Genomic DNA, 19,372 nt, shown 5'->3' with positions numbered 1-19,372 from the left:
CGGAGCTGGCCGTCGTACACCTGGCGGGTCGAAATCGGTCAGCGATGTCACCCGTTCAGGCGGTCGCGAGGAGCTGGTCCACCGGGGCGTAGTCGTCGGTCAGCACCAGCGCGTCCCCGACAAACGCGGTGAGCTCGTCCCCGTCCAGCAGCGTGGCCGGCTCGGGGAGCAGCCGCAGCCGGGGCGGGATCCCGGTCAGCGGCAGCGGCGCGTCCGAGGCCACGATCAGGAAGTTCGCGCCGTGCCGCCCGGCGATCGCGCCGGGCGGGGCGATCAGCGCGACGTGGCGGAACTCGGCCGCCACGGTGGCCAGCTCGGCCCGGATGAACCGGTCGGGCGGGTAGTCGATGACGTTCTGCACGTAGATCCCGCCGGGGCGGAGCACCCGCCGGATGTCGGCGGCCATCTCCCGGGTGGCCAGGTGCCAGGGCACCACCAGGTGGCCGAAGGCGTCACCGACGATGAAGTCCCGGCTGTCGGTCGGCTCCGCGCCGAGCAGCACCCGCGCGTCGCCCACCCGGGCGCGCAGCTGCGGCCCGGTGCGGACGCCCAGCTTCCGCCGGTCCAGGTCGACCAGGCCGCCGTCGATCTCGAAGACCAGGTTGTCGCTGCCCGGCCGGGTCGCGGCGAGGTAGCGCGGCATGGTGAAGCCGCCGCCGCCCAGGTGCAGCGCGTCCACCCGCCGGCCGTGCGGCGCGGCCAGGTCGGCGACCAGGCCGATCCACTGGGTGTACGCGTACTTGAGGTGGGTCGGGTCGGCCAGGTCGACGTACGAGTGCTCGGCGGAGTTGAGGAAGAGGGTGCGCCCCTCGGTCCACTGCTCGTCCACCTCGACCCGGGCGCAGTGGTACGCCGTCTCCACGTCGCACGGGTTCGGGGCGACCGCGGAGAGCCCCGCCCCGGCCAGGCCGAGCACGGCCAGGGCGGCCCTGGCCCGGCCCGGCGCGGGCAGCCCGGCCCCCGCCTGCCGCCGCAGGTACGCCCCGAGCACCAGCCCGGTCACCCCGAGGACGGCGGCCAGCCCGAGCACGATCACCGTGCTGGGCAGCGCCGCCACCAGCACGAAGCCGGTGACCAGGGTGGCCGTGATGCCGCCGAGGGTGCCGATGCCGGAGAGCCGCCCCACCACCTGCCCGGTCCGACGCAGATCGGCGAGCTGGAGCTTGACCACCAGCGGGGTCACCCCGGCCAGCAGCGCCGCCGGCACCAGCACCGCCAGCGCGGTCAGCAGGAGCACGGCGCTCGCCGCGCCGCCGCGCAGCGCCTCGCCGGCGTACCGGACGACCGGGAGGGTCACCGCGGTGGCGATGCCGGCCAGCACCAGCGCCGGGGCGAGCAGGGCGCGCGGGTCCCGCCGGTCGGCGAGCCACCCGCCCATCCACGCCCCGTACGCGATGGCACCGAGCGCCATGCCGATGACCGAGCTGGTCACCTGGAGGGTCACCCCGACGTACGGGCCGACCAGGCGGAGCGAGACGGTCTCCAGGACCAGCACAGCCCCGCTGGAGAGGAAGACCAGGAACGCGGCGAGCCCGTTCGGCAGGGCCCGGGGCGGGGTCGGCGCGGCCGGCGCGGACCCCACCACGACGTCGGACGATGTGCTGCTCACCGTCGCGATGTTACGCAGCGTTCGGGGCGAATCGGGTCAGTACATCGAAATATGAACATGGTTTGTGTGGTCGGCGGCCGGACTGCCGCCGCCGCTGTACGCCCGCCACCCGGTGTTCGGCATCCAGATCTGCCGGTACCAGATCACGTACATGATGCCGAGGCGGCTCGCGTTGTTCTTGGCCCAACTGGCCAGGCTGTCCCCGTACGCCTTGTCCCCGCCGGTGGCCGAGACGTTCTCGAAGCCGCCGCTGGCGGCGGAGAAGTCGCAGGCCCGGCCCTTGGGGTGCTCGCCGTCGCCGCCGCTGCGGTAGCAGGAGACGTAGCGCTTGTAGCCGGCCGCCTGGGCCTGCTGGAGCATGTGCAGTGTGCGCGGCGTGATGCAGCCGGAGGTGGTCGGGTCGTTCACCGAGCAGGACTCGGACGGCCACGAGCCGTCCGGGTTACGCGGGGCCGGCTTGGCCGACGAGGAGCCGCCGCTGAACCCGGAGCCGGCGCCGGAACTCACCTTGGCCAGCGCGATCTCGGCGTCCCGCTTCTTCTTCGCCAGGATCGCGAGCTGCTTCGCCTGTTCGCGCACCTCGGTGTCGATGGCCAGCTTGGCCTGGGCCGCCTGGGTCTTGGCCTCGTGCAGGTCGTGCAGCCGCTTGCTGTCCCGCTGGGCCATCACGTCCAGTTCGTTGGCGCGCTGCAGGAAGTCGTTCGGGCCGGAGCTGGCCAGCAGCATCGACACCGGGGTGAGCCGACCCACCCGGTACGACTGCGCCGCCACCTCGCCCACCTGCGCGGTCAGCTCAACCAGGCGTACCTCGATCTGCTTGTACTGCACCGCGAGCGCGGCCTGCCGGCGCTTGGAGTTGTCCAGCCGGGCCTTGGCCTCGATGTGCCCCTTGGCCGCCGCTTCCAGCGCGGCCCGGAGCTGCTTGCTGCCGCCCTCGTTCGGAGCGCTCGGGCTGGGCGCCGCCGCGGCCGCCCCGGCCGGGGCGAGACCGGCGCCGAGCAGCAGGGCCGCCGCGGCGAGCAGGGCGAGCAACGGCCGGCGGACGCGCCGCCGGATGAGCCTGGTCCTGGGCACGAAAGCGTCCTTCCGTCGACCGCCGGCCCCCCGGTTGACCTCTGCGCGGCGGCGGCTCCGCCGGCGCCGGACGGCGGCCTGCTGGCGGAAACCGCCGGTCACGATACCGGACCACGCCCGCCGCGCCAGGCCCGCGACCTGGGGCCACGCTCATCTTCTACGCAGCGTGCCGACGCCGTCCCGCCGAAGTGACGATCATGGGCGACGGGCGACAGGCGACGGGCGACGGGCGACGGGAAGTCGCATCTCCTCTCTGCCTGTCGAGCTGATATCAGTAACGACTCACCGTCGGCGGTCGGTGCCACGGCGGCATCACCGCGCCCCAACCACCCGGCTTGTCGGCGTGGGCGCTGAGTCGTTTCTGGTATCAGCTCCAAAGGAAGCGTCGACCCAGGTCGCCGCCGCCGGCAAGGAAGCCGTGATCCAGGTCGCTCCCGCGCCACGAGCGGCACCGCTCAGCCGTCCAGCAGCGCCGACCGCACCTCGTCCCAGATCTCCGCGCTGGCCGCGACCAGCAGGCCCCGGCCGTCGTCGGCGGGGTGGTAGTCGGTGCCGTCGAAGCGCCGGGCCACCCCGCCGGCCTCGCGCACCAACAGGGTGCCGGGGGCGTGGTCCCAGGGCAGGGTGCGCCAGAAGAGGACGAACTGCTGCGCGCCGGTGAGCACGTCCAGGTACTCCCGGCCGGCGCAGTGCTGGCCGGGCAGCAGTTCGCCGATCCGCGCGCCGCCGCCCTCCACCACCCGGCGGGTGTTTGGCGGGAGGAACCGGGTCATCGCGGTGCCGCGCAGCGCGCCGACCTCCGGGGCCGGCCCGGTGGTCCGCACGGTCGCTCCGTCCAGCCGGGTACCCGCCCCGGCCCGGCACACCGCCATCGTCCCGTCCAGCGGGTCGTACACCCAGGAGGCGGCTGGCACGCCGTCGGTCAGCAGCGCCACCATCAGGGCGAACGGCCGCCGGCCGGCGGCGAAGTTGGAGGTGCCGTCGATCGGGTCGACCAGCCAGACGTCGCCGCCGCCGCGCAGGTGCCGCAGCAGGTCCGGATCCTCGGCGACCGCCTCCTCGCCGACCACCACGGAGCCGGGGCGCAGCCGTCGCAGCCGGGCGGAGATCAGCTCCTCGGCCCGGCGGTCGGCGACCGTGACCAGCTCGCCGGGTGCCTTCTCGGCGATGTCCGCGTCGTCGAGCCGGCGGAACATCGGCACCACGACCTCCGCCGCGGCCTCCCGCAGCAGCGCGCCGACATCGTCCAGCAGCCGGTCAGCCACGCGGCGGCAGCTTGACCACGCTGACGAAGAACTCGTCGATCTGGCGGACCACCGAGATGAAGCGCTCGAAGTCCACCGGCTTGGTCACGTAGGCGTTGGCGTGCAGCTGGTAGCTGCGCAGGATGTCCTCGTCGGCCTGGGAGGTGGTGAGCACCACGACCGGGATCCGGCAGAGCTGCTCGTCCTTCTTGATCTCCGCCAGCACCTCCCGGCCGTCCCGGCGGGGCAGGTTCAGGTCGAGCAGGACCAGGTCGGGGGTGATCGCGTCCGCGTACTGGCCCTCGCGGCGCAGGTAGGCCAGCGCCTCGGCGCCGTCCGAGACGACCGTGAGGCGGTTGCGGAGCTTGTGCTCCTCGAACGCCTCCTGGGTCATCAGCACGTCGCCCGGGTCGTCCTCGACCAGGAGCACCTCGATCGGGCTCTTGCCGTCCGCCGGCGCGGTCATCCCACCGTCTCCTTCATGCCACCCGTTGTACCGTCTCCGGCCGCCCCCTCGGGCGTCTCCCCCCGTACCGACGCGTCCGCCTGCCCGACGACGGGCGATGCCGTCAGGGTGTCATCCGGACCGTCCACGGTCGCCGCCGACTCCCCGGTCGACTCCTCACCGGCCGCCGACTCGGCCTCCGCCCGCGCTGCCTCGACGTCCTCGGGGAGCGCCGGCAGGGTGAACCGGATCGCGGTGCCCTCCTCGGTGTCGGTGTCCACCCAGACCCGACCGCCGTGGTACTCCACGATCTTCTTGACGATGGCCAGGCCGATCCCGGTGCCCGGGTACGCGTCCTTGGAGTGCAGCCGCTGGAAGATGACGAAGATCTTGTCAGCGAACTCCGGCTCGATCCCGATGCCGTTGTCCCGGCAGGTGATCTCCCACTCGTCGTCGACCAGCCGGGCCGACACGTGGACCCTGGGCGGCACGTCCGGCCGGCGGAACTTGATCGAGTTGCTCACCAGGTTGGCCAGCAGGTTGGTCAGCAGCGGCTCCTCGCCACGGATCACCGGCAGCTCGTCCCAGGTCAGCTCGGCGTCGGCGTACTGGCGGGCCGCCTCGGTCTGGCCCGCGACGTCGCCCATCACCTTGTTCAGGTCGACCTCGGTGAAGCCGGTGGTGAGGCGGCCGATCCGGGAGAAGGCGAGCAGGTCGTTGATCAGTCGCTGCATCCGCTGCGCGCCGTCCACCGCGAAGGCGATGTACTGGTCGGCGCGCTCGTCGAGCTGGCCCGCGTACCGCCGCTGGAGGAGCTGGCAGAAGCTGGCCACCTTGCGCAGCGGCTCCTGGAGGTCGTGCGAGGCCACGTACGCGAACTGCTCCAGGTCACGGTTGGACCGGGTCAGCTCCTCGGCCTGCTTCTGGAGCTGGCTGTTGACCCACTCGATCCGCTCCCGGGCCTCGCGTACCTCGTCCAGCTCCCGGGCGATCTTCTGCCGCATCAGGTCGATGTCGTCGGCGAGCCGGCGGAACTCCGGCGGGCCGGACCCCTCGATGTGGTGCCGGTAGTCGCCCTCGGCGACCTCCCGCACCTGGCCGACCAGGGCGGCCAGCGGCCGGATCAGGCTCCGGTCCAGCGAGACCAGGGTGACCGCGCCGGCCACCGCCACCACCAGAGCAGCGATGATCAACAGCACCACGAGCACGTTGCTGGTGGCGTTCACCCGGTCGGCGGTCTGCTGCCGGACGACGAGGATCTCCTCCTGGAGCCGGTCGACCGCGGCCCGGATCCCGTCGAACTGCTGCCGGGTCTGGTCGGTGATCAGCGCCCGGCCGGCGGCCGGGCCGCTGCGCTCGGTCGTGGTGATCACCGGCTGGGCGACCTCGGTCCGCCACTGCTCCGCCCGCTGCTCGACGACCGCCAGCGCACTCAGCACGCCCGGGTAGTCGGCGGCCAGCTTCCGCATCTCGTTGGCGGTGTCGTGTTCCCGCTTCACGCCGTCCGCGTACGGGGCCAGGTCCTTGCGGTCGGCGTTCACCGCGTACCCGCGGACGGCGGTCTCCTGGTCGAGCAGGGCGCTCATCAGCTCCTGGGCCTGGACCCGGAGCGGACCCGTCTTGAGCAGCACCGCGTCGATCTGCTGCCGGTTCTTCGCGGCGAGGGCCGCCTCCGCCGCGGCCAGCCCGAGCAGCAGCACCAGCACCACGCCGAGCAGCGCCAGCACCCGGCGACGCAGGGTCCAGCCGTGCTGGTACGCCTTCATCGGCCACCGCCCCGGCTGACCAGCAGCATGGCGACGTCGTCGGCGAGCGGACCGCCGTTGAGCTGCTCGGCCCGGCCGACCAGCCAGGCGGGCAACTCCGCCAGGGACACCGACCGGTTGGCGGGGTCGGCGAGCAGGCCGGTGAGCCCGGAGACGTCCAACCGGTCGTCGCCCGTGCCCACCCGGCCCTCGATGAGGCCGTCGGTGTACATCAGCAGGGACCAGTCATCCGTGTCGAACTCCAGGTCGAAGGCAACGGTCCGGCGTGGTCGTACGCCGAGCAGCAGTCCCCCCTTGGCCGGCACCGGGGCGACCCGGCCCCCGCTGAGCAGCAGCGGCGGCGGATGTCCCGCGAGTCGTACGGTGGCCCGGTTGGCCGCCAGGTCGAGCCGGGTGGTCGCCACCGTGGCGAAGATCTCCTGGAGCCGCCGCTCGCTCATCAGCACCTGCTCCAGCGCCGGCAGCACCTCCTCGTCCGGCACCCCGGCCAGGATCAGGGCCCGCCACGCCACCCGGAGTTCCACGCCGAGGGCGGCCTCGTCCACCCCGTGCCCGCAGACGTCGCCGACGATCATCTCGATCCGGTCCGGCCGGGTCTGCACCACGTCGTAGAAGTCGCCGCCGATCAGCGCGGCGTGCCGGCCGGGACGGTAGAACGTGTGCACCGACACCTGATCGGTGGTCATCAGCGGCTGCGGCAGCAGACCCCGCTCCAGGCGGGCCGACTCGGCTTGGCGCAGCTCGACCTCGCGCAGCCGGCGGGCGTTCTCGTCGGCCCGCTTGCGCTCCACCGCGTAGCGCAGGGCGCGGGCCAGCAGCACCCCGTCGACCTGCCCCTTGACCAGGTAGTCCTGGGCGCCCTCGGCGACCGCGACGATGCCCAGGTGCTCGTCGGAACGGCCGGTGAGCACGCAGACCGCGGCCCCGCTGGACATCTCCAGCACCTGACGCAGCCCGTCGAGGCCCTGCGCGTCGGGAAGGCCCAGGTCGAGCAGGACGCAGTCGACCCCCATCACCCGCTGCCGGGCCTCGCTGAGGCTGGTGGCGACCAGCAGGTCGATCATGGCGTTGGTCTCGGCGAGCAGCTCCCCGACCAGGAAGGCGTCACCCTCGTCGTCCTCGACCAGCAGGACCCGCAGCCGCTCACCGGGCGGCAGGCTACCGCGAAGCCCGTGGCCGGCCTGCGGCACGACGGAGGAACCGGGCACACCGGTCCCCCGGTGCGGCCGGGTCACCGCCGCGAGACGCGGGAATTCGCTGGTGATGTCGGGCTCCTTCCGAGTGCCCTGCTGATCCTGTATCAGACAACGGTCGCACACAACACGACCGGAGTCGGCGCGGGCGGGGCGGGCGGACCCACCCTCGGAAGAGCGACCGGGCAGACGCCCGATGTTACGCCGCGACCGGGCCCGGGCACGGAACGCACCGGCCGGGCGGGGAGTGCCGCCGCCGGCCGTGGGGGTGCAGGATGATGCCACCCCCGACCCACCCCGAGGAGTTCCCGTGGGCGCACCCCCCACCCGCCCCGCCGACCGGGCGCTGGCCCGCCCGCGCCGCCGGCCGCTCGCCGCCGTCGTCGCGCTCGCCGCGCTGCTCGCCGTCGGCGCGGGCGTCCTGGTCGACCTGGCCACCCCGGCGCCGCGCCCGGCCGACGCGCCGGCGGACCAGTTCAGCGCCGCGCGGGCGTACGCGAATGTGACGGTCATCGCGGCGCGGCCGCACGTGGCCGGCAGCGCCGCCAACGACCAGGTCCGGGACCACCTCGTCGGCGTGCTGCGCGGGCTGGGCCTGGAGACCGAGGTGCAGGACACCGTCGCCCCGGAGGCCGGGCAGCTCAGCGGGGCCGCCGGCGGGGCGACCCTGGCCCGGGTACGGAACGTGGTGGCCCGGCTGCCCGGCACGGACTCGACCGGACGGGTCTTCCTGGTGGCCCACTACGACTCGGTGCAGTCCGGGCCGGGCGGCAACGACGACGCCGCCGGCACCGCCAGCATCCTGGAGGTGGCCCGGGCGCTGACCGCCGGCCCACGCCCCCGCAACGACGTGGTCTTCGTGCTCACCGACGCCGAGGAGGCGTGCCTCTGCGGCGCCTCCGGGTTCGCCGCCAGCCATCCGCTGGCACGGGACGGCGGGGTGGTGCTCAACCTGGAGGCGCGCGGGTCGACCGGCCCGGTGATCATGTTCGAGACGTCCCGGAACAACGCGAAGCTGGTGGACGTCTTCGGGCGCGCCGCCCCGCACCCGGTGGGCACCTCGTTCGCCGTGGAGATCTACCGGGCGCTGCCCAACGACACCGACTTCACCGCGTTCCTGGACCACGGCTTCGTCGGGCTGAACTCGGCGTACATCGACGGCGGCGCGGTCTACCACACGCCGCTGGACACGCCCGCCGCGATGGACCGGGGCAGCCTCCAGATGCACGGCGACAACGCGCTCGGGCTGGCCCGCGAGTTCGGCCGCACCGACCTGCGCGACCTGCGCTCCGGCCACGACGCCACCTACTTCCCGGTGCCGGGCGGGCTGGTCCGCTACCCCGGCTGGCTCACCCTGCCGCTGGCCCTGCTCGCCCTGGTCGCCGTCGGGGTGCTCGGCTGGCTGTTGGTCCGGCGCGGCCGGGCCACCGTCGGGAAGCTCGCCGCGGGCGTGGGCCTGACGCTGGTGCCGATCGTCGCCGCCCCGCTGGGAGCGTGGCTGCTCTGGGCGGCGATCACCACGATCCGCCCCGGGTACGCCGAACTGCTCGACCCGTACCGGCCGGTCTGGTACCGGCTCGCCGTGGTGGCGCTCGCCGCCGCGGTCCTGTTCACCTGGTACGCGCTGACCCGCCGCCGGGTCGGCCCGGCCGCGCTGGCGGTCGGCGGGCTCACCTGGCTGGCCCTGTTCGGGGTGCTGCTGGCGGTGCTGGTGCCCGGTGGGGCGTACCTGACCACCTTGCCCGCGCTGGCCGGCGCGCTCGCCGGCCTGGCGGCGCTGGCCACCCGGCTGGACGGCCCGTGGCCGGTGGTGGCGGTGACCCTGGCCGGCGCGGTGGCCGTGATCATCCTGCTGCCCACCGTGGTGCTGCTCTTCCCGGCGCTCGGCATGGCGATGGGCGCGGTGGCGGCGCTCTTCGCGGTGCTGCTCGGGCTGGCCGCGCTGCCGGTGGTCGACCTGCTGCACCCGCAGGCCGGCGGCCAGCGGGGCCTGGTGGCGCTGCGGGCCCGCCGGCTGGGCGCGGTGCCGGCCGTAGCCGCCGGGCTCGCCGCCGTGGTGCTCGCCGGGGTCGGCCTGGCCGTCGACCGCTTCGACGCCGCCCACCCGGTGCCGACCCACCTGATGTACGCCCTGGACGCGGACACCGGAAAGGCGCAGTGGCTCAGCCACGAGGACGAGCCCCAGCCGTGGACCGACGGCTACGTGAACGGCACCGCCGACGTGGCCGACGAGTTCCCCGGGCTGGGCGACGGCGAGTTGCGGGCCGACGCGGCACCGGCGGCGAACCTGCCCGCCCCGAAGGTGGAGGTGCTCTCGGACATCGAGACGTCCCACGGCGACCGGCGGATCCGCGTACGGGTGGTGCCGCAACGCCCGGTCCGCCTGCTCTCGCTTCACCTCAACGCCGCCGCGCTGGGCAGTGCCGGGTTGAGGGAGGCCACGGTCGCCGGGCGACCGGTCGACCTCGACGGTGTGCTGTCGCTGGGGTTCATCTTCCACGCGCCGCCGCCAGAGGGTGTCGAGTTCGACCTGACCTTCGAGCCCAGCGGGGAACCCCTGCGGCTGCGCGCCATGGACGCCAGCGACGGCCTGGACCAGATCCCCGGCTTCCGCCCCCGCCCGCCCGACGTCGGCATCGTTGGCTCCCACAGCTCCGAGATGCTGGCCGTCGCCAAGACCTACACCTTCTGACCCCCTCCCCCGCGATCTTGCACTTGTGACCCCGGCGAAAGGGACGAAAGTCCACCAAACGCCAACCACAACTGCAAGATCGCGGGGGAACCAGGTCGGAGGCCAAAAAATTCTTGGGACAGATGTCGAGAGGGGGAGGGTCAGCTTCTACCCCTGGATGAAGGACCGGATCGGAGCCCAAGGAGCAAATCGATGACGAAGGTCATGACCGGAGCCACCATGTCGTTGGACGGCTACATCGCGGACGCGTCGCACGGTGGGTTCGAGCACCTCTTCCAGTGGTACGGCAACGGCGACGTGGAGACTCAGATGGCCGGCATGACGGTGCGCACGTCAGCGGCGAGCGCGGAGCACCTGCGCGAACTGCACGAGCGGACCGGGGCGCTGGTCGTCGGCCGGCGGCTGTTCGACATGACCAACGGCTGGGGCGGCCGGCACCCGATGGACGTGCCGGTGGTCGTCGTCACGCACCGCGTGCCGGAGGGGTGGGACCGGGAGAGCGACTCGTTCGTGTTCGTCACCGACGGCATCGAGAGCGCGATCGACCGGGCGAAGGCCCTCGCCGGCGACAAGCAGGTCGGCGTCAACGGCGGCACCATCGCGACCCAGGTCTACGCGGCCGGCCTGCTCGACGAGGTCCACGTCGACCTCGTCCCGGTGCTGCTCGGTGCGGGTATCCCGCTCTTCGCCGACCTGAAGGTCGCACCCGTCCAGTTGGAGGGGCCGACGAAGATCGTCCAGGGCAACGGGGTCACCCACCTGGCCTACCGGGTACGGAAGTCGGCCTGACGAGCGGGGCCGGCGCGGCGACGCGCCGGCCCACCACTACTTCCAGCGGAAGTGGACGAAGAGGCGGCCGAAGTTCTTCGAGTCCTTCTCGACCCGGTGGTAGAGCTGCTTGACGTCCTTCTGGTCGAGGAACCGCAGCACCTTCTTCTTGAGCTGGCCGGAGCCCTTGCCGGGGATGATCTCCACCAGGGTGGCCTTCTTCGCCACCGCCTCGTTCATGATGTCGCGCAGGGCGCGGTCGATCTCGTAGCCCCTGTTGTAGATGTCGTGGAGATCGAGCTTGAGCTTCACGGAACCATCCTAGATACGACGAAAGGGCAGCCCAGCCGGGCTGCCCGTCGTCATGGCGTCAGCGACCGCCGCTGACCTTGCCCTCCACCCGGCGCAGCGCCGACGTGTAGTCGGCGTTGGTCGAGTACATGGCCGCCGCGATGCGCAGGTGCCGCAGCGCGTCGACGGGCCGGTTCAGCCGCTCCAGGGTCCGGCCCAGCACGTGGTGCGCGTAGTGGTCGCTCGGGTCCCGGTCGACCAGCTCGCGCAGCTGCTCCTCGGCCCGGTTGAGCTGGGCCGACTGGAAGTACGCGCGGGCCAGCAGCTGCCGTACCGAGGAGTTGCCGGGCTCCGCCTCGACGATCGGCTCCAGCAGCCGGGCCGCTCCGGTCGGGTCCCCCGCTTCGAAGAACATGGTCGCCCGCCGGTACTCCGCCAGAAGATCCATTCGACCCACCCCCTCGTGTCGCGCCGCCCTTTGTCCGACGCTGACACAACACCAGCCGTACCGCGAGTGTTCCGGGAGGCGGAAATCGCGCTCAGGGGGTCGGGTCGTACCGGTCGCCCACGAGTTCCCAGGCCCGGACACCGCCCACGATTCCGGCCGTGTTCGGGACGACCACGACATCGTCCCCCATCCGGGCCAGCTGGTCGGGGCGGATCAGCCGGGAGTTGCCGCCGCCGAGGTAGAGCCGGTCCCAGCGGAAGACCGGGCGCAGCCCGTCGACCACCTGCCGGATCCGCCGGGACCAGAAGGCGTCGCCCAGGCGTCGGCGTTCCGGCTCGCCGACGTACGTGTCGTAGGTGGTGTTCCAGCGCACCGGCGCGTGGGACAGCTCCAGGTGCGGGGCGAGCACCCCGCCGTCGAAGAGGGCGCTGCCCAGCCCGGTGCCGAGGGTCAGCACCAGCTCGCAGCCGGTCCCGGCGACCACCCCGGCGCCGTGCACCTCGGCGTCGTTGAGCACCAGCGCCGGGATCCCGAACGCCTCCGCCAGGGCGCTGCCCGCGTCGTACCCGGACCACTCGGCGACCAGCGCGGGGTCGACCTTGCTGCGCGGGCCGGAGCGGGTCACGTAGTGCGGGGTGGCGACCACCACCCCGTGCCGGATCATGCCGGGCATCCCCACCGTGAGCCGGTCCGCGGCGGGCAGCTTGCCGCCCAGTTCGAGCAGCGTCTTGACGAAGACCGCGGGCGGCAGCGGGTACGGCGTGGGCACCCGCAGCGGCTTGGCCCGCATGGTCCCGGCGGCGTCCAGCACGGACGCCTTGATCCCGCCGCCGCCGCAGTCGATCGCCAGAGTGGTCACCACGGGAGTGAGTCTCCCTCACCTCTGTCCCCCCGCGAGGCCCGGTCATCCGATCGGCCGCGGGTCGCCGGCTCGGTAGGCTCGCTCTCCTGATGAGCGCCACGTTGATTGCCAAGGACCTCACCGCCGGCCACGGTGACCGCCTGCTCTTCGCCGACCTGGACCTGGTCGTCGCCCCAGGCGACGTGATCGGGCTGGTGGGGGTGAACGGCGCCGGCAAGTCCACGCTGCTGCGTACCCTCGCCGGGCTGCAACCCCGCGAGCACGGCTCGGTGGCGTTGAACCCGCCCACCGCCACCGTCGGCTACCTGCCCCAGGAACCGGAGCGCCGGCCGGGCGAGACGGTCCGGGACTTCCTGGCCCGGCGGACCGGGGTGGCCGCGGCGCAGGCCGCGCTGGACGCCGCCACCGAGGCGCTCGCCGCCGAGGCCGAGGGCGCCGACGACGCGTACGCCGGGGCGCTGGAGCGCTGGCTCGACCTGGGCGGGGCGGACCTGGAGGAACGCGCCGAGCAGGTCGCCGCGGAGCTGGGGCTGACCGTCGACCTGGACCACCCGATGACCGCCCTCTCCGGCGGCCAGGCCGCCCGGGCCGGGCTGGCCTCGCTGCTGCTCAGCCGCTACGACGTCTTCCTGCTCGACGAGCCCACCAACGACCTGGACCTGGCCGGGCTGGACCGGCTGGAGCGGTTCGTCACCGGGCTGCGGGCCGGGACGGTGCTGGTCAGCCACGACCGGGAGTTCCTGACCCGGACGGTGACCCGGGTGCTGGAGCTGGACCTGCACCAGCGGCAGGTCCGGCACTACGGCGGCGGCTACGCGGCCTACCTGGAGGAGCGGGAGGTGGCCCGCCGGCACGCCCGCGAGGAGTACGAGGAGTACGCCGAGACCCGGGCCGACCTGGAGGCGCGGGCCCGGACGCAGCGCGCCTGGATGGAGAAGGGCGTCAAGAACGCCCGGCGCAAGGCCACCGACAACGACAAGATCGGCCGAAAGTTCCGCACCGAGTCCACCGAGAAGCAGGCGGCGAAGGCCAAGCAGACCGCGCGCCTGATCGAGCGGCTGGAGGTGGTCGAGGAGCCGCGCAAGGAGTGGGAGCTGCGGATGGAGATCGCCGCCGCGCCCCGCGCCGGCGCCGTCGTGGCCTCGCTCCGGGGCGCGGTCGTACGCCGGGGCGGCTTCACCCTCGGCCCGGTGGACCTCCAGATCGACTGGGCCGACCGGGTGGCGATCACCGGGGCGAACGGCTCCGGCAAGAGCACGCTGCTCGCGGCGCTGCTGGGCCGGCTGCCGCTGGACGAGGGGTACGCGGCGCTCGGCCCCGGCGTGGTGGTGGGCGAGGTCGACCAGGCCCGGGGGCTCTTCCTCGGCGACCAGCCGCTGGTGGACGCCTTCGGCGCGGCCGTACCGGAGCTGCCGCCGGCCGAGGTGCGGACGCTGCTGGCCAAGTTCGGGCTGCGCGCGGACCACGTGCTGCGGCCGGCGGCGACCCTCTCCCCCGGCGAGCGGACCCGGGCCGCGCTGGCGCTGCTCCAGGGACGCGGGGTGAACCTGCTGGTGCTGGACGAGCCGACCAACCACCTGGACCTGCCGGCGATCGAGCAGCTGGAGTCGGCCCTGGCCACGTACCCGGGGACGCTGCTGCTGGTCACCCACGACCGGCGGATGCTGGACGCGGTGAGCGTCAACCGGCGGCTCCGGGTGACGGCCGGCCGGATCGCCGAGGATTGATCCCGTGCCGGCCCGGTCGCGCCGGGTGACAATGACCCCATGCTCAAGTGGGAGTACGCGCTGCTGGTCCGCCGCCGCCAGGCCGCCACCACCGACACCGGGTGGGAGGTCGTCTTCATCTGGTACGGCCCGGACGGCTCGATGATCGACGTCACGCCGTACGGCGACACCGCGCTGGCCCACCTGAACCGGGCCGGTGACCAGGGCTGGGAACTGGTCGCGATGAGCGAGGATCCGTCCCTGCCGGGCAACAACGAGCTGCACCGCTACCACCTCAAGCGGCCGAAGGCCCCCGCCCCGCCGCCCCGCCAGCGGATGCGCGGCACCGGCCGGGCGCGGCGCACCATCGCCGGCTGACCCCGCCCGCACCGCGCCGTAGCGGCGGCGCGGGAGGCGGCTCTCCGCCGGATCGGAGCTGCGGATTCAGGCATACCGGGCGAGGATGCGGGTATCGCGCCGCGCGGAGGTGGCGCATGGTGGCGATGGCGCATTCCGCACCCTCGGCCGAGCGGCTGGTCAAGATCGACGGGTACCTCGCCGAGGCGTGGGCCGATCTGGCCGCGCACGACGACCGGCTGCGCGGGCTCGCCGTCGAGGTGCGCTTCGACCGGGGCGTGGCGCACCTGACCGGCGCCGTAGCCGATCCGGCCGAGCTGCGGCTGGTCCGGGACCTGGTGGGCCGCCTCGCCGGGGTGCTCGGCGTCTGGTCGCGGGTGGGCGTCGGCGGCCGGGCGCCGGTGGTGGTGGACCTGGGCTGCGGGGCGACCAAGCAGTGGCCAGGCAACCTGGGTCTGGACATCTACCCGGCGCGCGGGGTGGACGCGGTGGCCGACCTGTCCGGCTCGCTGCCGCTCGCCGACGACTCGGTCGACGTGTTCTTCGCGGTGCACATCCTGGAGCACCTGATCGACTTCCTGCCGCTGCTCGACGAGTGCCACCGGGTGCTCCGGCCGGGCGGCGTCCTGCACGTGATGAGCCCCTGGTGGCGGCACGTGAACGCGGTGGCCGACCCGACCCACGTACGGCTGCTGGACGTGCAGACGTTCAAGGGCATCTGCGGCCAGCGCCCGCCGGGCACCCCGCGCTGGTACCCGCTGCACGCCGGCTGCGACGGGGCCTCGATCTTCGCCGACCTGACGCCCCTGCCCGCCGACGCCCCGGCGCCGCCGGCGTCCCACCTCGCCCGGTTCTTCGACTGAAGACGGCCGGGGCGGCGGCCGGTCAGGGCAGGTCGGGGGCGCTCTCCCGGAGCGCCAGGTGGTGCGGAGCCACGAGTTCCCTCGGCGGCCCGTCCCGGTCCCCGGCGAGGCGGCCGGCGAGCAGGTCGACGGCGAGCCGGGCGATCCGCTCCTTGTCCGGGGCGACGGTGCTCAGCGTGGGGATGGAGAAGCGGCCGTCCTCGATGTCGTCGAACCCGGCCACCGCCACGTCCTCCGGCACCCGCAGGCCCGCCTCGTGCAGCGCGCGCAGGGCGCCGAGGGCGAGGGTGTCGTTGAAGCAGAAGACCGCGTCGGGGCGTACGCCGCCGGAGAGCAGGTGCCGCATCGCCGCCGCGCCGTCCGCGCGGTGCCAGGCCGGCGCGGGCGCCACCAGGCGCTCGTCGTAGCTGATGCCGGCCTCGGCCAGCGCCGCGGCGTAGCCGGCCAGGCGGAGCCGGGCGCTGGCGCCCTCCGGGGTGCGCTGGGAGCCGATGGCGGCGATCCGGCGCCGCCCCAGGCCGACGAGGTGCGCGGTGATCTGGCGGGCGGCGGCCACGTTGTCGATCATGACGTGGTCGGCGGGGCCGTGGTCGACCCGCTCGCCCAGCAACACCATCGGCATGCCGTCCAGGCCGGCGAGGTCGTCGGCGGTGAGCGCGAGCGGGCTGAAGATCAGGCCGTCGATCATGTGGTCGCCGATCCCGCTGGCCGCCTTCCGTTCCTGCTCCGGGCCGCCGCCGGTCTGGTCGATCAGCACCGTCCAACCGTGCTCGGCGGCCGCGGTGACGACGTGTCGAGCCAGTTCGGCGAAGTACGGGATGTCCAGCTCGGGCACGGCCAGGGCGATCACCCCGGTGCGGCCCTTGCGCAGGTTCCGCGCGGACAGGTTCGGCCGGTAGTTGAGCTCGGCGATGGCCTGCTCGACCCGGGCCCGGGTGTCCGGCCGGACGTGCTGGTAGCCGTTGACCACGTTGGAGACGGTCTTCACCGACACCCCGGCCCGTTCCGCGACGTCCTTGAGCCTGTGTCGCACCCTTCCTCCCCTGTCGGCGCTGCCGGCACTGTACCGCGTCGCCGGTTCTTTACAACGTTGGTTACAACGTTGTAGAAACTCCTTGTACGGGGTGACCGAGGTCACCTCAGCCGGTACGAGGAAAGGTGGCAACCCCCGTGCGGAACGCACAGCTGACGATCGACCCGGCCTTCACCGTCGGAGCGGCCGACCGCCGCCTCTTCGGCTCCTTCGTGGAGCACATGGGGCGCTGCGTCTACGGCGGGGTGTACGAGCCCGGGCATCCCACCGCCGACCCGCGCGGCTTCCGCCGGGACGTCCTGGACCTGACCCGCGAGCTGGGCGTCTCGGTGGTCCGCTACCCCGGCGGCAACTTCGTCTCCGGCTACCGCTGGGAGGACGGCGTCGGGCCGGCCGGCGACCGGCCCCGCCGGCTCGACCTGGCCTGGAAGACCATCGAGACCAACGCGTTCGGGCTGAACGAGTTCATGAGCTGGGCGGCCGAGGCGGGCGTCGAACCGATGATGGCGGTGAACCTGGGCACCCGGGGCGTGCAGGAGGCCTGCGACCTGCTCGAGTACGCCAACCACCCGGGCGGCACGCAGCTGTCCGACCTGCGCCGCAAGCACGGCGCCGAGGAGCCGTACGGGGTGCGGCTCTGGTGCCTCGGCAACGAACTGGACGGCCCCTGGCAGGTGGGGCACAAGACCGCCGACGAGTACGGCCGGCTCGCCGCCGAGACGGCGCGGGCCATGAAGATGATCGACCCCTCGATCAGCCTGGTCGCCTGCGGCAGCTCCAACCGGGGGATGCCGACCTTCGCCGCCTGGGAGGCGACCGTCCTGGAGCACACCTACGAACACGTGGACTACATCTCCGCCCACACCTACTACGACCCCTCCGACGGGGACCGGGCCAGCATCCTGGCCTCCGCCGTGGACATGGACAACTTCATCCGGGACGTGGTGGCCACCGCCGACCACGTGGCCGCCAAGCTGCGGCAGAAGCGCCGGCTCAAGATCTCCTTCGACGAGTGGAACGTCTGGTACCAGTCCCGCCTCCAGGCCGACCTGGACCGGCGGGGCTGGGTGGAGGCGCCCGCACTGATCGAGGACGACTTCACCGCGCTCGACGCGGTGGTGGTCGGCGACCTGCTGATCACCCTGCTGCGGAACGCGGACCGGGTCGGGGTGGCCTGCCAGGCGCAACTCGCCAACGTGATCGCCCCGATCCGCACCCGTACCGACGGGCCGGCCTGGCGGCAGAGCATCTTCCACCCGTTCGCCCTCACCGCCCGGTACGCCCGCGGCACCGTGCTGCGGACCGAGCCGGTCTGCCCCACCTACGAGACGAAGCGGTACGGCGAGGTGCCGGTCCTGGACACCGTCGCGGTACGCGACGAGGAGAGCGGCGAACTGGCCGTCTTCGCGGTCAACCGGGGCTCGAACGACCTCGCCCTGGACCTCGATTTGCGCGGCCTGCCACGACTCTCCGCTCAATCGCACACCACCCTCGCCGCCGGCGCCGAACCGGCGGCCACGAACACCGAGGCCGAGCCCGATCGGGTGACGCCCCGGCAGCTCAGCACCCCCACCGTCGAGGGCGGCCGCTGCACCGTGGCGCTGCCCGCCTGCTCCTGGAACCTGCTGCGCTTCGCGGCCCAGCCGTGACCAGGCAATACTGCATCCCGTCCCCCAAGGAGCACACATGATCCAGAACGAGATGAGCCGCCGGCGCCTGCTCGGCCTCGGTGTCGGGCTCGGCACGGCGGCCACCCTGGCCCTGGCCGGCTGCGGCGGCGGCAGCGCCACCAAGTCGACCACGGCCGGCAACGGTGGCAAGGACTACACCGGCCCCAAGGTCGACCTGAAGCTGTGGAACGGCTTCACCGGCGGCGACGGCGACATCTTCAAGAAACTCGTCGAGCAGTTCAACGCCGAGCACCAGAACATCGCCGTGAGCGTGATCACCTACCAGTGGGACGACTACTACAGCAAGCTCCCCGGCGCGGTCTCCAGCGGCAACGGACCGGACATCGCGGTCATGCACATGGACCAGCTCGCCACCTTCGCCGCCCGGGGCGTCATCACCGAGCTGGACGACGTGGCCAAGGCGCTGGAGCTCAGCGAGGGGGACTTCGCCCCCACGGTCTGGAAGGGCGGCCTCTACCACGACAAGCGGTACGGCATCCCGCTGGACATGCACCCCCTGGGCTTCTACTACAACAAGGCGGTCATGCAGAAGGCCGGCCTCGACCCGAACAAGCCGCCGACCACCCGGGAGGAGTACGAGGCGGCGCTGACCGAGCTGAAGAAGTCCGGCGTGCAGGGCTTCTGGGTGAGCCCGTTCCAGTTCACCGGCGGCATGACCTTCTACAGCCTGCTGCACCAGTGGGGCGGGACGCTCTTCGACGCCGATGTGGCGAAGGCGACCTTCAACTCGGATCCGGCGGTCGAGGCGTGCACCTGGCTGGTCGACATGATCAAGCAGGGCCACTCGCCGGCGAACGTCGGCCAGGACGCCGACTACCTGGCGCTGAAGAGCGGCAAGAACGCGTTCAACTGGAACGGCATCTGGCAGATCAACGACCTGAAGAAGAGCCCGAGCGTGCAGTGGGGCGTGGCGCCGCTGCCGAAGATCGGCAGCCAGCCGGCCGCCTGGGCGAACTCGCACAACTTCACCATCGTCAAGCAGCGCAGCGCCGACGCCAACAAGGTCTCCGCGGCCAAGGTGTTCATCAACTGGCTCAGCCAGCACTCCCTGGACTGGGCCAAGGGCGGCCAGGTGCCGGCCCGCAAGGCGGTCCGGGAGAGCGCCGACTTCACGGCGCTCACCGAGGTCAACTCGCTCGCGCCCGAGCTGGAGTACGCCGCGTTCCCGCCGGCCGTCCCCGGCCTGGGCGAGGTCATGACCACCTTCTACAACTCGTTCAACGAGGCGGCGCTGGGCAAGAAGTCGCCGAAGCAGGCGCTGGACGACGGGGTGGCCAAGGCGAACAAGCAGCTCGAGGACAACCGCAAGAAGTACGGGAGCTGATCCGCC

General features: G+C 72.9%; 17 protein-coding genes. 7 read left to right on the top strand and 10 right to left on the bottom strand.

What is annotated here, in order from left to right; translation table 11 throughout:
- Window positions 1-55: 55 nt before the first annotated feature.
- The 6 genes from ACGFI9_RS16640 to ACGFI9_RS16615 form a co-directional block, all read right to left on the bottom strand.
- Entirely contained in the window at window positions 56-1,609 is a 1,554-nt protein-coding gene (locus tag ACGFI9_RS16640) for a fused MFS/spermidine synthase (protein ID WP_393178829.1), read from the bottom strand.
- 36 nt (window positions 1,610-1,645) lie between these two features.
- Window positions 1,646-2,683, bottom strand: coding sequence for a coiled-coil domain-containing protein (locus ACGFI9_RS16635; protein WP_393178828.1), 1,038 nt, complete (start codon window positions 2,681-2,683; stop codon window positions 1,646-1,648).
- A 455-nt stretch (window positions 2,684-3,138) separates the two neighbouring features.
- A complete protein-coding gene (locus tag ACGFI9_RS16630) occupies window positions 3,139-3,948 on the bottom strand; it encodes an inositol monophosphatase family protein (RefSeq protein WP_393178827.1) in 810 nt (269 codons plus the stop codon).
- Window positions 3,941-4,393: a response regulator gene (locus ACGFI9_RS16625; RefSeq protein ID WP_393178826.1), complete on the bottom strand. Its 453-nt coding sequence runs from the start codon at window positions 4,391-4,393 to the stop codon at window positions 3,941-3,943. The genes ACGFI9_RS16630 and ACGFI9_RS16625 overlap by 8 nt, the downstream gene beginning before the upstream one ends.
- Window positions 4,390-6,138, bottom strand: coding sequence for an ATP-binding protein (locus ACGFI9_RS16620; protein ID WP_393178825.1), 1,749 nt, complete (start codon window positions 6,136-6,138; stop codon window positions 4,390-4,392). Before ACGFI9_RS16620 ends, ACGFI9_RS16625 begins: the two co-directional genes overlap by 4 nt.
- Window positions 6,135-7,373, bottom strand: coding sequence for a PP2C family protein-serine/threonine phosphatase (locus ACGFI9_RS16615; protein ID WP_393178824.1), 1,239 nt, complete (start codon window positions 7,371-7,373; stop codon window positions 6,135-6,137). Before ACGFI9_RS16615 ends, ACGFI9_RS16620 begins: the two co-directional genes overlap by 4 nt.
- Before the next feature lie 268 nt (window positions 7,374-7,641).
- On the opposite strand from ACGFI9_RS16615, the gene ACGFI9_RS16610 reads away from it, so the two are divergent.
- Window positions 7,642-10,023, top strand: coding sequence for a M28 family peptidase (locus ACGFI9_RS16610; protein WP_393178823.1), 2,382 nt, complete (start codon window positions 7,642-7,644; stop codon window positions 10,021-10,023).
- Between the two features lie 192 nt (window positions 10,024-10,215).
- Window positions 10,216-10,812 carry a dihydrofolate reductase family protein gene (locus ACGFI9_RS16605; protein ID WP_393178822.1) on the top strand — a complete coding sequence of 199 codons (597 nt, stop codon included), beginning with the start codon at window positions 10,216-10,218 and terminating at the stop codon, window positions 10,810-10,812.
- 36 nt (window positions 10,813-10,848) lie between these two features.
- On the opposite strand, the gene ACGFI9_RS16600 is transcribed toward ACGFI9_RS16605, so the two are convergent.
- From ACGFI9_RS16600 to ACGFI9_RS16590, 3 genes are all read right to left on the bottom strand, one after another.
- Complete coding sequence (locus tag ACGFI9_RS16600; protein WP_123240206.1) at window positions 10,849-11,103, bottom strand: Smr/MutS family protein; 255 nt, start codon at window positions 11,101-11,103, stop codon at window positions 10,849-10,851.
- 58 nt (window positions 11,104-11,161) lie between these two features.
- Window positions 11,162-11,530 (bottom strand): tetratricopeptide repeat protein, encoded by a 369-nt coding sequence (locus ACGFI9_RS16595; RefSeq protein WP_393178821.1) that lies wholly within the window; start codon window positions 11,528-11,530, stop codon window positions 11,162-11,164.
- A gap of 91 nt (window positions 11,531-11,621) precedes the next feature.
- Window positions 11,622-12,392, bottom strand: a complete 771-nt coding sequence (locus ACGFI9_RS16590; protein ID WP_393178820.1) for an ROK family protein — start codon at window positions 12,390-12,392, stop codon at window positions 11,622-11,624.
- Window positions 12,393-12,481: 89 nt separating this feature from the next.
- Here ACGFI9_RS16590 and ACGFI9_RS16585 point away from each other — a divergent pair, with 89 nt between their 5' ends.
- From ACGFI9_RS16585 to ACGFI9_RS16575, 3 genes are all read left to right on the top strand, one after another.
- Entirely contained in the window at window positions 12,482-14,119 is a 1,638-nt protein-coding gene (locus tag ACGFI9_RS16585) for an ABC-F family ATP-binding cassette domain-containing protein (protein WP_393178819.1), read from the top strand.
- 39 nt (window positions 14,120-14,158) lie between these two features.
- Window positions 14,159-14,476: a hypothetical protein gene (locus ACGFI9_RS16580; protein WP_393178818.1), complete on the top strand. Its 318-nt coding sequence runs from the start codon at window positions 14,159-14,161 to the stop codon at window positions 14,474-14,476.
- Between the two features lie 116 nt (window positions 14,477-14,592).
- Window positions 14,593-15,318, top strand: coding sequence for a methyltransferase domain-containing protein (locus ACGFI9_RS16575; protein ID WP_393178817.1), 726 nt, complete (start codon window positions 14,593-14,595; stop codon window positions 15,316-15,318).
- 22 nt (window positions 15,319-15,340) lie between these two features.
- Here the strand turns inward: ACGFI9_RS16575 and ACGFI9_RS16570 are convergent, their stop codons facing one another.
- Window positions 15,341-16,351 (bottom strand): LacI family DNA-binding transcriptional regulator, encoded by a 1,011-nt coding sequence (locus ACGFI9_RS16570; protein WP_393178816.1) that lies wholly within the window; start codon window positions 16,349-16,351, stop codon window positions 15,341-15,343.
- Window positions 16,352-16,488: 137 nt separating this feature from the next.
- Here ACGFI9_RS16570 and ACGFI9_RS16565 point away from each other — a divergent pair, with 137 nt between their 5' ends.
- Together ACGFI9_RS16565 and ACGFI9_RS16560 are read left to right on the top strand one after the other, a co-directional pair.
- Window positions 16,489-18,000 carry an alpha-N-arabinofuranosidase gene (locus ACGFI9_RS16565; protein ID WP_393178815.1) on the top strand — a complete coding sequence of 504 codons (1,512 nt, stop codon included), beginning with the start codon at window positions 16,489-16,491 and terminating at the stop codon, window positions 17,998-18,000.
- A 37-nt stretch (window positions 18,001-18,037) separates the two neighbouring features.
- Window positions 18,038-19,366, top strand: a complete 1,329-nt coding sequence (locus ACGFI9_RS16560) for an ABC transporter substrate-binding protein (RefSeq protein WP_393178814.1) — start codon at window positions 18,038-18,040, stop codon at window positions 19,364-19,366.
- Window positions 19,367-19,372: the final 6 nt, after the last annotated feature.

This window comes from Micromonospora sp. NPDC048930 (genome assembly GCF_043197935.1).
In the GTDB taxonomy this organism is placed as follows: Bacteria; Actinomycetota; Actinomycetes; order Mycobacteriales; family Micromonosporaceae; genus Micromonospora.
This window is presented reverse-complemented; position numbering and strand designations above follow the sequence as displayed.